Origin of the sequence: Streptomyces sp. NPDC058240 (assembly GCF_042882135.1) — a bacterium.
Classification (GTDB): Bacteria; Actinomycetota; Actinomycetes; order Streptomycetales; family Streptomycetaceae; genus Streptomyces.
In genome coordinates, this window is sequence record NZ_JBHVWT010000002.1 from 272,751 (window position 1) to 287,471 (window position 14,721).

A 14,721-nucleotide genomic window follows, 5' to 3' on the forward strand; every position below is an offset into this window, starting at 1 on the left:
CTCAAGTGCAGTTGACGCAGGAGAGTCGATGACCATGACACGTTTCCTCGATCCCGTTCAGCCCACGGCCGGTACAGCGCGATGGGCGAGTGGGCGCACGCGGGCTCGCCGACGGGATGCGCTCCGCCATCGCCGGGCACGGTCCGGGTGCGGTGAAATGGACTCGCCACCGCCTCGTTCTGCGGGTAGTTGTTTGAGCATGACCTTCTCACCCGAACAGTTGCTCCCCGGGACGCAGCGTGCTCTGCTGCACCGTATCGCCACCGCGCAGTCGGAGGGCCGGGCGCCCTCGCTCGTCGCCGCGGTACAGAGGCAGGGGCAGACCGTCTGGAACGGCTCCCGCAGTTGCGTGGACGGGCATGCCCCGGACGCGGACACACAGTTCAGGATCGGCTCCCTCACCAAGACCTTCACCGCGGTGCTGGTCCTGCGCCTGCGTGACGAGGGCCTTCTGGACTTGGACGATCCGCTGGAGAAGCATCTGCCCGGCACCGGCGTCGGTGGCGTGACGATCCACCAACTGCTGGGACACAGTGCGGGACTTGGTGCCGAGTCACCCGGACCCTGGTGGGAGCGGACCCCGGGCACGCTGCGGCCCGAGTTGGCCGACGTACTCGGCGAGCAGACGCGGATGCACCGTCCGGGGCACCATCACCACTACTCGAACCCCGGCTACACGCTGCTGGGCGCGTTGGTCGAGCAGGTGCGCGGGGCGAGCTGGGCGGAGGTGCTGCGACGCGAGATCCTGGAACCGCTCGGCATGCACCGCACCGGCCCCCACCCGCAGCCGCCGCACGCAGGCGGCTGGGCCGTGCATCCCTGGGCCGATGTCATGCTGCCTGAACCGGCCGAGGATCTCGGGCTGATGGCTCCGGCCGGTCAGCTCTGGTCCACCACCGATGACCTCCTGCGCTTCGCGACCCTCCTGGCCGAGGGGGACGACCGGGTGCTCTGTGCCGCCTCCGTGGAGCAGATGCGTGAGCCGTCCGCGCCGACCGAGTCCGGCGACTGGCAGTCCAATTACGGTCTGGGCCTTCAGGTGGTGCGCAGCGGCAGCCGCACGCTCTTCGGACATACGGGCTCGCTGCCCGGCTTCCTGGCCGCCCTGTGGATCAGCATCGAGGACGACGTGGTGGCTGTCGCGCTCACCAACGCGACGTCGGGACCGATGATCGGTGGTGTTGCCGCCGACCTCGTGGACATCGTGGCCGAGGCCGAGCCCCGCATTCCGGAGCCCTGGCGCCCGCTGCCGGAGGTGGATGCCGAGCTTCTCGCGCTGACCGGCCCCTGGTACTGGGGCACGCGCTCGAACGTCCTGCGGATGGTCCCGGACGGTGGGCTGGAGCTCGGGCCCCTGCAGGGCGCCGGCCGCGGTGCCCGGTTCACCGCACAGTCCGATGGCACCTGGATCGGCCTTGACGGCTACTACGCGGGGGAGACGCTGCGTGTGGTCCGGAACAGCGACGGCAGCGTGAACCATCTCGATCTGGGTTCGTTCGTCTTCACTCGGGAGCCGTACGACCCGGCAGCGGCCGTTCCCGGTGGTGTGGACGAGGGCGGATGGCGGGGCCTGGGGGCCTGAGCATCACGTTTCACGTGAAACGGGAGGGGGCGGGCCGGTTCAGGACGCCAACTCCCTTTCCGGCGGGGTGCGGAAGCGTGGCGTGACCCGTGCCTGCCCCGCCCATCGCGAAAGCCGGGATGCTGCCGTTTCGATCGCGGCGGAGGCATCCCGGCCGACGTCGGACAGCAGCCGCCGTGCCGGCTCACCATCGGCTCGCTGGGCCCAGCCGCACGACGACCGCGTCGGCCACGGGCACCGGGGACGCGGCTCGTACGGACGGGGCCGGGAGGTGGCGCCGACCGAGCCCGCTCCTGCGCTGTCCGCCACTGACACGGTGCCCGGACGACCTCCCGGATTCCGGACGGGGGTCAGAGCGCGAGCTTGAAGCCCACATGGCTGGCGGTGAATCCGAGCCGCTCGTAGAAGCGATGGGCATCGGTCCGGGTCGCATCGGACGTCAGCTGGACCAACTGGCAGTCCTGGCGCCGGGATTCGTCCACGGCCCACTCGATCAGCAGGGTGCCGAGGCCGCTGCCGCGCTCGTCGGCGTGGATGCGTACGCCCTCGATGACCGAGCGGGTCGAGCCGCGCCGGGAAAGCCCGGGAATCACGGTCAGCTGAAGGGTTCCGACGACGCGGCCCTCGCGCACCGCGACAACCAGATGCTGGTTCGGATCGTCCACCAGCCGCCGGAACGCGGCGTGGTACGGGGTGAGGTCATCCGGCGACTCACGCTGTGCACCCAGCGGATCGTCGGCGAGCATGGCCACGATCGCGGGGATGTCGTCGAGGGCGGCCGGACGTATTTCGAGATCGCTCATGATCGGCAGGGTACGCAGATCATTCGGGTGGCGCGGGATTTCGTCGGGCCTCGTGGGGCCCTCGCCACCACGTGGTGACTCACGCGATCTGCACGGGGGCCTTCAGGTCCTCGACCGCCCTGACCAGCGGAGCCAGTTCGGGGCTCTTCGCGGCTTCGTCCAACGCGGCACGCAGCGCGCTGTCATTGGTCGGCCGGGCCTCGGCGAGCAGAGCGAGGCCGGCCTCGGTGACATCGGTGTAGATGCCGCGGCGATCGGTGTCGCAGAGATACCGCGTCAGCAGTCCGCGGTCCTCCAGGCGGGTAACCAGGCGGGTGGTGGCGCTCTGGCTGAGTACGACGGCGTCCGCGACCTGCTTCATCTGGAGATGCCCACCGGGGCCGTTGTGCTGCCTGCTCAGGACGCCGAGCAGGGAGAACTCCCGCACGCTGAGCCCGTGCCCGGACTGCAGCGCCCGCTCGATACGGGCCTCGATCTTTCCGTGGAGCAAGGAGAGAGCGCACCAGCCCTGGGAGAGGGCGGTCAGTGCGGGGTCTGTCGCTGTCATGGGGTCTCTCCTCCGCGTCGGAGCCGCTTGCCACCAGGATAGGCGACTGCCGCAATAGCCCGCGCTTGCAATTAATCGGCGTCTGCAATTATTGTGGACGCTCGTAAGGCGCAGACGCAATCTTCAGGGAAGGTGAAACCCATGCCGCTCGCGCTCCTAGCCCTCGCCATCGGGGCTTTCGGTATCGGGACCACCGAGTTCGTGATCATGGGGTTGCTCCCCGAGGTTGCTGCGGACTTCCAGGTCTCGATCCCGACCGCGGGATTCCTCGTCACGGGATACGCCCTCGGCGTCGTCCTCGGTGCCCCGGTGATGACTGCCCTCGGCACCCGGGTCACCCGCAAACGCATGCTGATGCTGCTCATGGGGCTGTTCGTGGTGGGCAACGTCGTCTCCGCGGTCGCCCCGGTCTTCGGTGTGATGGTCGTCGGCCGGGTGATCGCCTCACTCGCCCACGGCGCCTTCTTCGGCATCGGAACGGTCGTCGCGGCCGACCTGGTCGCTCCCCGGAAGAAGGCCGGCGCGATCGCCATGATGTTCACCGGCCTCACCGTGGCCAATGTCGTCGGTGTACCGCTGGGCACCTACATCGGGCAGAGTGTCGGCTGGCGGACCACGTTCTTCGCCGTCGCCGCGATCGGCGTCATCGGTCTTCTCGGCGTCGCCGGGCTCGTCCCCGAACAGCCGCGGAACGAGGGCGTACGGCTCCGCGACGAACTGGCCGCGTTCCGCAATGTGCAGGTCCTGCTCGCCATGGCGATGACCGTGCTGGGCTTCGGCGGGGTCTTCGCCGCGATCACCTACATCACCCCGATGATGACCGAGATCGCCGGATACTCCACGTCGTCCGTCACCTGGCTGCTGGTCCTGCTCGGACTGGGCATGGTGGGCGGCAATCTGATCGGCGGCAAGTTCGCCGACCGCCGTCTGATGCCCCTGCTGTACGTGTCGCTGGGCGCGCTCTCCGTGGTGCTCGCCCTGTTCACCCTGACCGCTCACAACAAGATCGCCTCGGCCGTCACCATCGTGCTGATCGGCGGCCTGGGCTTCGCGACCGTACCGCCGCTGCAGAAGCGGGTGCTCGACCAGGCGGCCGATGCTCCGACCCTCGCCTCCGCGGCCAACATCGGTGCCTTCAACCTCGGCAACGCGCTCTCGGCGTGGCTCGGTGGCCTCGCCATCTCGGCAGGCCTCGGCTACACCGCTCCCAACTGGGTCGGCGCAGCTCTGGCAGCCTCCGCCCTGGCCCTCGCGGTCGTCTCCGGTGTGCTGGAACGCCGCACGGTCATGCCCAGCCGACTGGTCGCCCGGCACAGCCCTGAGCCGGCCCTGGCCCCCGCGTCCCGGAGCTGATGTCCCCTACCGCAGAGCACGGCGCCACACCGCGCCGCATCATTTCGCACCACCTCGCACCAAGGAGTCACCCCATGAGCACCACCACCACCGTCGCCGTCGCCCCGCTGACGACCCCGGACGCCGAAGCACTGATCGACGCGGCCCGGACCGCCGCCGAGGCCGCCGGCGTCGCGGTCGCCGTCACCGTCCTCGACGCGGGTGGCCACCTGCTGGCCTTCCGGCGCGACGACCGGGCCGTCCTCATTGCCGGCGAGACCAGCACCCGCAAGGCGTACACGGCCCTCCAGCTCAACGCCCCCACGGCCGACCTCGTCGACGCGGTCCAGCCCGGCGGGCCCTTCCATACATTGCCCACCGCCCTCGACCGGCCGCTGCTCTTCATCGCCGGCGGCGTTCCGGTGCACCGCAGCGGCCGGCTCATCGGTGCCATCGGCGTCGGCGGAGGTGCTCCCGACCAGGACCACGGCTTCGCGACGGCCGCCGTGAGGGATCTCGCCTGACGCATCGCCTGACGCACTTGCCGGGCCCATGGCCGCCGATGACGGCATCCGGCCGCGCGGGTGCCGGCGGTCAGCCCGTCGCCACGGTCAGTGGGGCGTAGCGACGGGTCCAGTCGCCCGGCAGGTCCGAGGCACCGAGTGTCATCACCGTGGTCGAGGAGCCGGGCCGCAGACCGCACTCCTCGAACCAGTCGAGCAGTTCGGTATGGCGCGCGTCGACGTCCACGCGCAGGGGCAGATCCGTCGCCTCCGCGAGAGAGGCGACGAGCGCCTGAGCCGTGGCGGTGTCGCGCGCGATCAGCGGACCGACCACATGTGTCCGTTCGCTCGGCCACGCCGCTGCGTAACCGATGAGATGTCCCTCGTCCTGTGCGACCCGGATGTGGTCGGCGTACGCGGGCAGCCGGGCGAGGACATGGGTCCGGTCGGTACCGAAGACGTCCGAGTCCAGCCGGACCATGGCGCGCAGGTCCTCCGCCGTGGCCGGGCGGACGGTCACGGCGGAGGACCTGTCGCCGGCCGGCCGGAAGGAGCCGGTGACCCGCTGGGAGCGGCCCACGACCGAGAAGCCGATCTGCTCGTAGAGCGGTTGTCCCGCGGCTGTCGCGTAGAGGCTGAGCGGTGTGCCTCCGGACTCGGCGATCACATGGTTCATCAGACGCCGCGCGATGCCCTGCCGCGCGTATCGCTCCGCGACGAGCAGCATGCCTATGGCGGCCAGCCGTGGGCCGTAGGAGGTCACTACGCAACTGGCCATCAGCCCCTTGCCCCCGGGGTCGTCCACGCCGTAGCCGGTTCCGGCGGCGAGAAGCAGGCCCCACCTGTGCTCATCGCGTGGCCAGCCACGGTCTTCGCAGAGATCGGCGCAGGCGACCAGGTCACCCGGGGTGAGGCGCCGGACAGGCAGTTCGGCGATCGGACGGGGCAGTGAGCTGGGCATGGAGGTCAGGCTGTCCGACGAGGTGTTCGCTCGTCCACTCCTTTACCGGCTCCGGCCGAGCGGCGCAGCCGGCGGCCGCGCCGGGTGGGCCCCCAGGGTTTCAGTACCGATATCGCGGTGATGAAGAGGTACGTCACCGTTGCCACTGACGGAGCGACCACCAGGTCGATATCGACGGCGCCACGTGCCGCGGCCTCGTCGATGCCGGGCCGCAGGGAGAAGACGGACAGTGCCACGGTGATCAGGGTGAGCCAGAACTTCGTCCAGACCCACCGGTGCCTGGCCAGCCCCCATGGCGTGCCGAGTGCCAGGACGAGACCGCTGAACAGCGAGAACAGGGCGACCGGTACGACCAGCCAGTCCCCGAAGATCTTCATGGCGCGGGTGGCGGCCTGTGCGGTGGCGGGGTCCGCGGTGGAGAAGGCCGTGATTCCGAGGGCCAGCAGTCCGACGGTCAGTCCCAGCCAGCCCACGGATACCGCGACGTGCGCCACCAGGAGGCTGCGGCGGGCGGAGCGTTTGAGTGGTTTCACGTGAAACACGGTGCCGGGAGCGGAGCGATCGGGCGTCTGACCGCGGGAGTAATCGCGCGTACTAGCCTCGGCGTACAGCACGCACTCCTCTGCTGCCGTCTCCGGCGGTGAGTTGCCGCCTCGTCGGGTACGGATGCGTTCATGGGTGGCTGTCATGGCGTCACGGCCCGCCCGTGTCCGTCGCAAGGCATCCTGGGCCGAGGGACCGTGGGCAGTGGCCGACCGGCGATCGTCAGCAGGACCCGAGTGCGTCCGCGGGCAGGGGGCTGCGGGCCGCGCTGGTGCGTAAGGCGATCACGAGACGTACGAGGCGAGGCACAGTATGGATGCTCCGGCCACCGGGTGGACCGAAGACGGAACGGATAGATCTCCCGACGCGGCCCTGATCCATCGCACCCTGACCGAGATCTCGCCCGTCGCGGATCAGACGACCTCGTACTTCTACGCGCTGCTCTTCGTGCGGCACCCGGAGTTGCGTGACCTGTTCCCGGTCGCGATGGACGTCCAGCGCGACCGTCTCCTCCGCGCGATCCTCACCGCGGCCGACCGGCTGGACGATCCGCGTGCACTGGCCGAGTACCTCGGCGAACTGGGCCGGGGGCACCGCAAGTACGGCACGTTGCCCATGCACTATCCCGCAGTGGGGGAGGCGCTCATGGGCGCCCTGAGCCGCTACGCGACCACCACTTGGGACGGGGAGACCGAAGCGGCATGGGTGCGCGCCTACACCGCGATATCGCAGATCATGATCGACGCCGCCGCCGAGGACGAGCAGCAGGCCCCTGCCTGGTGGCACGCGGAAGTGGTGTCCCACGACCTCAGGACCCGTGACATAGCGGTGCTCACGCTCCGCCCCGACCAGGCCTACCCCTTCCTCGCAGGCCAGTACACGGCCGTGGAGACCCCGTGGTGGCCCCGGAACTGGCGGCACTATTCCTTCGCCTCGGCACCCCGCCCCGATGGTCTGCTCACCTTCCACATCAAGGCGGTCCCGGCCGGCTGGGTCTCCAACGCACTGGTGCACCGGGCCCGGCCCGGCGACATCCTGCGCCTCGGCCCGCCCACGGGATCGATGACGGTCGACCACTCCACCCACAACGGTCTGCTCTGCCTGGGCGGAGGCACGGGCATCGCACCCATCAAGGCGCTCGTCGAGGATGTTGCGGAGCATGGTGACCGGCGCCCCGTGGAGGTCTTCTACGGGGCACGCAGCGATCACGACCTGTACGACATCGACACGATGATGCGGCTCCAGAGCACCTATCCCTGGCTCGCGGTGCGGCCGGTGGTCTCCACCGGACCGCGAACGGGAGGGGGCCTGATGAGGGGACTGCTGCCCGAGGCGGTGCGGGAGTGCGGCCCGTGGCACGAGTACGACGCCTATCTCTCGGGCCCGCCCGGCATGATCCGCAGTGGCGTGGACGTGCTCAGAGGCAGCGGCATGCCGACCGAGCGCATCCGGCACGACTTCGTGGAGGACCTGGCCGCGACCGGCCCCGCCTGACCGCGGCGGCTGTCATCGGCCCCGGAGCAGCGGCCGTTCAGCCCAGGTCGGGCGCGTGCATCGCGCGTACGCCCTCGATGTTGCCGTCCAGGTAGTGCCGCAGCGACAGCGGCACGAGGTGGACGGCGGCGATCCCCATCCGGCTGAACGGCACCCGCACGATGTCGTACTCCCCGCAGGGATCGTCGATCTCGGGGCCGTGCCGCCGGGACGGGTCCATCGAGTCCAGCCGGCAGACGAAGAAGTGCTGGACCTTCACGCCCTTCACCCCGCCGCCCTCGATGTGCTCCACGGTGTCGACGAAGCAGGGGACCACATCGGTGATCTTGGCGCCGAGCTCCTCGTCCACCTCGCGGTGCAGGGCGTCGACCACGGTCGCGTCCTCGGGCTCGACCCCGCCACCGGGCGTGAGCCAGTAGGGATCCACCCCGGGCTTGGTGCGCTTGATGAGGATCAGGTCGTTGCCGTCGAGCAGGATGGCGCGTGCGGTGCGCTTGACCACAGGACGTTCGGTCATGGCAAGAGCGTGGCCCGCGGGACCGGTTCTGAAACACCGGACCGGTGCCGGGCCGTCCTGCGCTCACCAGTCGACGGCGGCGCGCAGCAGCCACGCGTGCGCCCGCGCGATGTGGGGCAGCGCGAGCGTGCCGGTCCGCACGGTCAGGAAGTATGTGCGCAGGGGAGGCACGGGAGGGTCCAGGAGGGCCACGACCTCGCCCCGCTCCAGTGCCCTCTCGCACAGATAGCGCGGCAGCACGGCGAGCCCGGCGCCCGCCGCGGTGCACTCCAGGACCGCCCGGAGGTCCGGCACGATGACGGTCCCCGCGACGGCGGGCCGGCTCTCGAAGACGGCGGCCCAGTAGCGGGAGACGAGCGGCAGGCTCTCGTGGACTTCCACGATTGGCAGCTGGTCCAGCACCACGGGCCCCTTGTGCCGCAGAGTCCCGGGCCCGAGGCGCCCGGCCCAGCGCGGCGCGGCGACCAGGACGTGTTCCTCGTCGCAGAGCGGAGTCGCGGTGAGCAGCCCACCGCGCGGGCGGGTCGTCGCGATGGCCAGATCATGGTGTCCGGCGGCCAGCCCCTCCAGCGTCTCCTCGGCGCCGGTGAAGAACGAACTGCGCAGAGCCAGGCCCTGGCCGACGTGCGGGGTGAGCGCGGGCAGGGCGCGCATCGAGGTGAACTCGGGAGGTCCGGCCAGATGCAGGGTCCGTACGCCCGACTCCTCGTCGAGCTCCGTCTCGGTGATCTCGATCAGCGCGTCCAGATGCGGCGCCGCCCGGTGCGCGAGTTCGTCGCCGATGGTCGTCGGGGTCACGCCGCGGGCCCTGCGCAGGAAGAGGGGGCGGCCCAGTTGCCGCTCCAGGGTCCGGATCTGCGAGGTGACCGCGGGCTGGGAGAGGCCGAGCAGGGCAGCGGCCCGGGTGAAGGAGCCGGCCCGGTGCACCGTGACGAACGTGCGCAGCAGGGCCAGGTCCATGTCCTGTCCTCCCACCCTCGCGACGCTTCGGACCTGTACAACTATAAATATGTCGATAGGTCGCTGTCGCTACCGTGATTGGACACTGACGGAGAGTCAACTAGCCTGGTTCAGGCGGTTCTTCGCAGGAGGAGCCGGGGCGGTCCGAGCCACGAGGGGGGAGGCTCGGACCGCCCGTACCCGGGTCGTTCAGTGCTCGCCCAGCGCCGCATCCAGCGCCCGTTCCACATCCGCCACCAGGTCCGCCGGGCTCTCCGCGCCGACCGAGAGGCGGATGAAGCCCTCGGGTACGGCGTCACCGCCCCAGCGCGCCCGGCGCTCGGCGGTGGAGCGCACACCACCGAAGCTCGTCGCGTCGTCGACCAGCCGCAGCTCGGTCAGGAAGCGCTCGGCCCGTTCGCGGTCGGGCAGGACGAACGACACCACGGAGCCGAAGCGCCGCATCTGCCGCACGGCCTTCGGATACGAAGGGTCGGTGGGCAGCCCGGGATACCGCAGCCCGGTCACCTCCGGCCGCTTGCCGAGTGCCTCCGCCAGCGTCAGGGCGGTGGCGCACTGCCGGTCGATCCGCAGCTCCAGCGTGGCCAGCGACCGGTGCGCGAGCCAGGCCTCCATGGGGCCCGGGATGGCGCCGACCACCTTGCGCCAGCGCCGTACTCCCGCTGCCAGCTCCGGATCACGGCAGGTCACATGGCCGAGCAGGATGTCCCCGTGTCCGGTCAGGCCCTTGGTGTCACTGGCCACCGAGAAGTCGGCCCCCAGCTCCAGCGGGCGCTGGCCGAGCGGTGTGGCGAGGGTGTTGTCGACGGCCACCAGAGTGCCGGCCGAGTGCGCCGCCTCGACGAGCCGGTGTACGTCGCAGACGTCGAGCCCCGGATTGGACGGGGTCTCGATCCACAGCAGCTTCGCGCCTTCGAGGACCGCGAGCTGGGCATCGCCACCGGTCGGCGCGGTCCGCACCTCGACGCCGTACGCCTCCAGCTGCGCACGCACCAGCGGCAGCGCCTGATATCCGTCGGCGGGCAGCACGACCACGTCGCCGGTGCGTGCCTGGGACAGCAGCACGGCCGAGATCGCCGCCATCCCGGAGGCGAAGACGGTGGTCTCGACGGGCTCCCCCGGTGCCTCCAGTTCGCCGATGGCGCGTTCCAGAAGGGTCCAGGTCGGATTGGTGTCCCGGCCGTAGGTGTACGGACCGGTCGGTTCACCGGAGAGGTGGAAGTGCGCGGCGAAGACCGGACCGGGCAGGGTGGGCTCGAACTGCGCCGGTTCGGGCAGCCCGGCCCGTACCGCCCGGGTTCCGTCACCCATGGTGCTCATACCGCTTCCTCACTTCTCTCTCCGGTGTGCCACCGGTCCTGCCCGCACTGTTCCAGTAGGTGCCGGGTCAGTCCTCGTCGGGCAGGACCACGTTCAGGGCCCACGACACGATCGAGATGATCAGGCCGCCGAGGACGGCGGTCCAGAAGCCCTCGACATGGAAGCTCAGGTCGAACAGCCCGGCCAGCCAGGAGGTCAGCAGCAGCATGAGCGCGTTGACCACCAGCGTGATCAGCCCGAGCGTGAGGATGAAGAGCGGCAGGGTCAGCAGCTTCACGATCGGCTTGACCACGAAATTCACCAGGCCGAAGAGCAAGGCGACCACGACCAGCGTGAGCGCCTTGCGCCCGGTGCTGCCACCGGTCAGCGTGATGTCCTGGATCAACCAGATGGCCACGGCCAGCGCACCTGCGTTGGCGATCGTCTTGACTACGAAATTCTTCATGTGTCTGATCGTGGCAGACGTGATCGGTGGCGGACACCGGCAGTGCAGAGGCAAGGGGCGGACAGGCCATGAAGGCATTCAGACTGGACGAGCTGGAGGCGGAACGGGCCGCCAACGACGGCGCGTATCTGCAGTTCGTGAAGGAACGGAACATGTCCGTCGGCCTGTACGCACTGGACGCCGGTGAACTTGACCCGCAGCAGCCGCACAACCAGGACGAGGTCTACCTCGTCGTCAGCGGCCGCGCCTCGATCACGGTCGGCATGGAAACCACGCAGGTGGGCAGAGGAAGCGTGGTGTACGTGCCGGCCGGTGTCGCCCACAAGTTCCACCACATCACCGAGGACCTGCGAGTGATGGTGGTGTTCTCCCCGCCGGAGAGCTGAGCCGAGCCGCCGGAGGGCGGGGGGTCCGGTCTCAGGGATCCCTCAGGGGTCGATCAGGGGACTTCAAGGGCTGCGCGGCCCCCGTCGGCCCCCTCCGCGGCTCTAGCATCGAAGCAGGAACTCAAGGAGAAGAGGTAGCGACGATGGCCGTGCGGGAGATATTCGCTGGGATGCCCTGGTGGGTGAAGTGGATCGCGGTGCCGGTCATCACGATCGTCGTGTTCGGCGGTCTGATCGCCAGCGTGATCGGGTTCGTGATCGGACTGCTCTTCAAGGTCCTGATCTTCGTGATCCTGGTCGGTGGGCTCGTCTTCGTCGTACGCAAGTTCATGTCGTCGTCCTCTTCTCGTGGCGACTGGTAGGACGATCGGAGACCGGCCGGGGCGTTAGCCCAGCTGAGCTAAGCGGAAGGCGAAACGACGCCCCTCGCGGACCCGGCCGATACAGTGGCATTTCGCTGCCACCACCTGGGAATTAACAGTGCGTCACCACGCTGACCAGTGGTTTGTACGGCGTTCGGTCTCCGGACCCCAGCCGTGCGGCAGCCCGTGGGGGCGGCCCCCACAGGCGGGATGACCACCCGTCACCATGCCTGGGGGTGACTGTTGACCACGGCATCGAGCACTGCTGCCCCGACGCTGATCGGTTCGGTGCAGCGAGCGCTGAGGCTGCTGGAAGCCGTGGTCGCCCATCGTGACGGGGCGCCCGCGAAGCAATTGGCCAGGGAAGCGGGCCTTCCCCTTCCCACGGCCTACCATCTGCTGCGCACCCTGACGCATGAGGGCTATCTGCGTCGGGAGAACGGCGTTTTCCTCATCGGGACCGCGGCTGAACGCCTGGTCGGCGAGGGGACGCTGCAGAGTCGCCGCGGCAGAATGGCCGAGTCGCTGAGCCGCTGGCGCGACATCATCGGCGCACCGGTGTACTGCGCCGTCTACCGCGAGGGCGAGATCGAACTCATCGCGGTCGCCGACACCCCCGCCAACCCCGCCGTCGACGAGTGGGCGTCCTTCCGGGAGACCGGGCATGCCCACGCGATCGGCCAGTGTCTGCTGAGCCAACTCGACGAGAAGGCCCGCGAGGACCACCTGGACCGTCACCCTGTGCGTCCGCTCACCCGTTACTCGGTGAAGGATCGTGCGGCGCTCCTGGAACGACTGCGCTCGATGAAACGGATGGAACCTGTCATCGAGCGGCAGGAGTACGCCCTGGGCACGGTCTGCGCGGCCATCCCGATCACAGCCGGTTTCACCGCCGCCGCGATGGCGATTTCCGTACCCCTGGAGCAGGAAAGTCGGTTGCTCCCTGCAGTCGAACAACTACGTGGCGAAGTGGCCAACCTCTTGCGTTCGTTCGTGTTCTCTATCAGTATCTGAAAAATCACTCCTTGTGATCTGCTATCGCGTGCACCACGATGGCGTCAATAGGGCCACGGGGGATCATTCCTGGCCAGATTCATCTACTGCGGGGTTGAACGATGCGCGAGTCGGTTCAAGCTGAGGTCATGATGAGCTTCCTCGTTTCCGAGGAGCTCTCTTTCCGGATCCCGGTGGAGCTCCGGTACGAGGTCTGCGATCCGTATGCGATCCGGATGACCTTCCATCTGCCCGGTGACGCCCCCGTCACCTGGGCATTCGGCCGTGAGCTGCTGCTCGACGGCCTCAACAGCCCCAGTGGTGACGGTGATGTGCACATCGGACCCACCGAGCCCGAGGGGCTTTCCGACGTACATATCCGGCTCCAGGTCGGCGAGGACCGGGCCCTCTTCAGGGCCGGTACGGCACCACTTGTGGCGTTTCTCGACCGGACGGACAAGCTTGTGCCGCTCGGGCAGGAGTGCACGCTGGGTGACTTCGAGGGCAACCTGGAGGACGCCCTGGGCCGGATCCTTGCCGAGGAACAGAACGCCGGCTGACAAGAACGGCGCCGCCGACCGGTTCGCCGGTCGAACACGGCACCTGCCGAATGGGTGAATTGTTCACCTGACGGAGACGTTCAAGGCTTCGTCCTACGACGACGGCCTTTCCCGGCCCGTACGGGTGCCGAAGCTCCGGCTTCCGCGCCGAGCCCTGTGCGGTCCGCGGAGACGACCAGCGCAGCGAGCACCGTCGTCACCGGCACCGAGGCGACCAGTCCGATCGAGCCGACCAGCGTTCGTACGATCTCCTCCGCCACCAGCTCGCTGTTGGCCAGCGTCCCCACGCTGCTCTGCGCGATGGAGAACAGCAGCAGCAACGGCAGTGCGGCGCCCGCGTAGGCGAGCACCAGCGTATTGACGACCGAGGCGATGTGGTCGCGTCCGATCCTGATGCCTGCCCGGTAGAGGCCCCGCACACCCAACGTCGGGTTCGCCTGGTGCAGTTCCCAGACCGCCGATGTCTGGGTCACGGTCACATCGTCGAGGACGCCGAGCGAACCGATGATGACACCGGCCAGCAGCAGACCGCTCATGTCGATGTGCGGGTACAGGCCGTGGATGAGGCCGGTGTTGTCGTCGGTGTTGCCGGTCAGGCTCGCCCAGCCGATGAAGAGCGATCCGAGCAGCCCGATCAGCAGCAGCGAGATCAGCGTGCCGATCACCGCGACCGAGGTGCGGGCGGTCAGGCCGTGACACATGTAGAGCGCGATCAGCATGATCGCACTGGCCCCGACCACCGCGACGAGCAGCGGATTCGAGCCCTGGAGAATGGCCGGGAGGATGAACAGGGTCAGCACGGCGAAGGACACGGCGAGCGCGACCAGCGCCATCACCCCGCGCATGCGGCCCACCGCGACCACGACCAGGGCGAAGATCCCGGCCAGCAGGGCCATCGGGAACTTCCGGTTCACGTCCGTCACCGAATACTGCAGATCATGGGGCGCGTCGGGGGCGTACGCCACGACCACGCCCTGACCCTCGCGCAACTGACGCGGTGCGTCGGGCGGGACGACCTCGGTGAAGGTCCGGCCCTTGTCGTGACCGGTCGTCACCTCGATCGTGGACTTCTTGCACACTCCCTTTCCGCTTCCCGAGGGCGGTGTGGTATCCCCGCCGACGGGTGTCTGGACCACGTTCACGTCCTTGCAGTCCACCATGTCGACATTCACCACCTTTCCCTGCTGGGTCTGCCGGTCGAATCCGACGCCGGTCCGCTCGTGCGGCGGCGCACCACCCGGCCAGAGCGCCACCAGGCCGACGACGACGGCGGTGGCGAACGGGATCAGTACGGCCGCGATGACCTTGCGCAGATGTTTGGAGACGGGCGCGGCAGGGCCGTGGCTGTGCGAGTGGCCGTGCTGATGGCCCTGCGGTTCGTGGTCGATATCGAGGGACGTCACCAGCCGATCA

Annotated in this window: 17 protein-coding genes and 1 pseudogene; 8 read left to right on the top strand and 10 right to left on the bottom strand. The window is 69.1% G+C overall.

The genetic code is table 11. From position 1 onward, the window contains the following. The first annotated feature begins 199 nt into the window (after window positions 1-199). Entirely contained in the window at window positions 200-1,582 is a 1,383-nt protein-coding gene (locus tag ACFVX4_RS06485; RefSeq protein ID WP_389972528.1) for a serine hydrolase domain-containing protein, read from the top strand. 39 nt (window positions 1,583-1,621) lie between these two features. Here ACFVX4_RS06485 and ACFVX4_RS06490 read toward each other — a convergent pair. From ACFVX4_RS06490 to ACFVX4_RS06500, 3 genes and pseudogenes are all read right to left on the bottom strand, one after another. Further along, window positions 1,622-1,792, bottom strand: a pseudogene (locus tag ACFVX4_RS06490) (winged helix DNA-binding domain-containing protein); the annotation flags it as partial. Between the two features lie 140 nt (window positions 1,793-1,932). Beyond that, window positions 1,933-2,385: a GNAT family N-acetyltransferase gene (locus ACFVX4_RS06495; RefSeq protein ID WP_266416773.1), complete on the bottom strand. Its 453-nt coding sequence runs from the start codon at window positions 2,383-2,385 to the stop codon at window positions 1,933-1,935. Window positions 2,386-2,464: 79 nt separating this feature from the next. After that, window positions 2,465-2,932, bottom strand: coding sequence for a MarR family winged helix-turn-helix transcriptional regulator (locus ACFVX4_RS06500; RefSeq protein ID WP_389972531.1), 468 nt, complete (start codon window positions 2,930-2,932; stop codon window positions 2,465-2,467). A gap of 141 nt (window positions 2,933-3,073) precedes the next feature. Between ACFVX4_RS06500 and ACFVX4_RS06505 the strand changes: the two genes are divergently transcribed. Further along, on the top strand, window positions 3,074-4,285 hold the full coding sequence (locus ACFVX4_RS06505) for an MFS transporter (protein ID WP_389972533.1): 1,212 nt from the start codon (window positions 3,074-3,076) through the stop codon (window positions 4,283-4,285). A 74-nt stretch (window positions 4,286-4,359) separates the two neighbouring features. After that, on the top strand, window positions 4,360-4,788 hold the full coding sequence (locus ACFVX4_RS06510) for a heme-binding protein (protein WP_389972535.1): 429 nt from the start codon (window positions 4,360-4,362) through the stop codon (window positions 4,786-4,788). 70 nt (window positions 4,789-4,858) lie between these two features. Here ACFVX4_RS06510 and ACFVX4_RS06515 read toward each other — a convergent pair whose 3' ends face one another. After that, the gene (locus ACFVX4_RS06515) at window positions 4,859-5,728 is read right to left on the bottom strand and encodes a GNAT family N-acetyltransferase (RefSeq protein WP_389972537.1); all 870 of its coding nucleotides are present in this window, start codon (window positions 5,726-5,728) and stop codon (window positions 4,859-4,861) included. A gap of 5 nt (window positions 5,729-5,733) precedes the next feature. After that, window positions 5,734-6,261 (bottom strand): DUF2269 domain-containing protein, encoded by a 528-nt coding sequence (locus ACFVX4_RS06520; protein WP_389972539.1) that lies wholly within the window; start codon window positions 6,259-6,261, stop codon window positions 5,734-5,736. Between the two features lie 322 nt (window positions 6,262-6,583). On the opposite strand from ACFVX4_RS06520, the gene ACFVX4_RS06525 reads away from it, so the two are divergent. Then, window positions 6,584-7,765 (top strand): globin domain-containing protein, encoded by a 1,182-nt coding sequence (locus tag ACFVX4_RS06525; protein WP_389972541.1) that lies wholly within the window; start codon window positions 6,584-6,586, stop codon window positions 7,763-7,765. Between the two features lie 37 nt (window positions 7,766-7,802). Here the strand turns inward: ACFVX4_RS06525 and ACFVX4_RS06530 are convergent, their stop codons facing one another. The 4 genes from ACFVX4_RS06530 to ACFVX4_RS06545 all read right to left on the bottom strand — a co-directional run bounded on the left by ACFVX4_RS06530 (window position 7,803) and on the right by ACFVX4_RS06545 (window position 11,007). After that, on the bottom strand, window positions 7,803-8,282 hold the full coding sequence (locus ACFVX4_RS06530) for an NUDIX domain-containing protein (RefSeq protein WP_385825119.1): 480 nt from the start codon (window positions 8,280-8,282) through the stop codon (window positions 7,803-7,805). Between the two features lie 63 nt (window positions 8,283-8,345). Then, window positions 8,346-9,242, bottom strand: a complete 897-nt coding sequence (locus tag ACFVX4_RS06535; RefSeq protein WP_389972544.1) for a LysR family transcriptional regulator — start codon at window positions 9,240-9,242, stop codon at window positions 8,346-8,348. A gap of 189 nt (window positions 9,243-9,431) precedes the next feature. Then, window positions 9,432-10,562, bottom strand: a complete 1,131-nt coding sequence (locus tag ACFVX4_RS06540; RefSeq protein ID WP_389972546.1) for a cystathionine gamma-lyase — start codon at window positions 10,560-10,562, stop codon at window positions 9,432-9,434. Between the two features lie 67 nt (window positions 10,563-10,629). Next, complete coding sequence (locus ACFVX4_RS06545) at window positions 10,630-11,007, bottom strand: phage holin family protein (protein WP_266416748.1); 378 nt, start codon at window positions 11,005-11,007, stop codon at window positions 10,630-10,632. A 68-nt stretch (window positions 11,008-11,075) separates the two neighbouring features. Here ACFVX4_RS06545 and ACFVX4_RS06550 point away from each other — a divergent pair, with 68 nt between their 5' ends. From ACFVX4_RS06550 to ACFVX4_RS06565, 4 genes are all read left to right on the top strand, one after another. After that, window positions 11,076-11,393 (top strand): cupin domain-containing protein, encoded by a 318-nt coding sequence (locus ACFVX4_RS06550; RefSeq protein ID WP_072488196.1) that lies wholly within the window; start codon window positions 11,076-11,078, stop codon window positions 11,391-11,393. 149 nt (window positions 11,394-11,542) lie between these two features. Beyond that, window positions 11,543-11,755, top strand: coding sequence for a DUF5326 family protein (locus ACFVX4_RS06555; RefSeq protein WP_389972925.1), 213 nt, complete (start codon window positions 11,543-11,545; stop codon window positions 11,753-11,755). Window positions 11,756-11,998: 243 nt separating this feature from the next. Beyond that, window positions 11,999-12,769, top strand: coding sequence for an IclR family transcriptional regulator (locus ACFVX4_RS06560; protein ID WP_389972549.1), 771 nt, complete (start codon window positions 11,999-12,001; stop codon window positions 12,767-12,769). 101 nt (window positions 12,770-12,870) lie between these two features. Next, window positions 12,871-13,308: an SsgA family sporulation/cell division regulator gene (locus ACFVX4_RS06565; RefSeq protein WP_072488197.1), complete on the top strand. Its 438-nt coding sequence runs from the start codon at window positions 12,871-12,873 to the stop codon at window positions 13,306-13,308. 80 nt (window positions 13,309-13,388) lie between these two features. On the opposite strand, the gene ACFVX4_RS06570 is transcribed toward ACFVX4_RS06565, so the two are convergent. Further along, entirely contained in the window at window positions 13,389-14,711 is a 1,323-nt protein-coding gene (locus ACFVX4_RS06570) for a YibE/F family protein (RefSeq protein ID WP_389972551.1), read from the bottom strand. Between the last annotated feature and the right edge of the window lie 10 nt (window positions 14,712-14,721).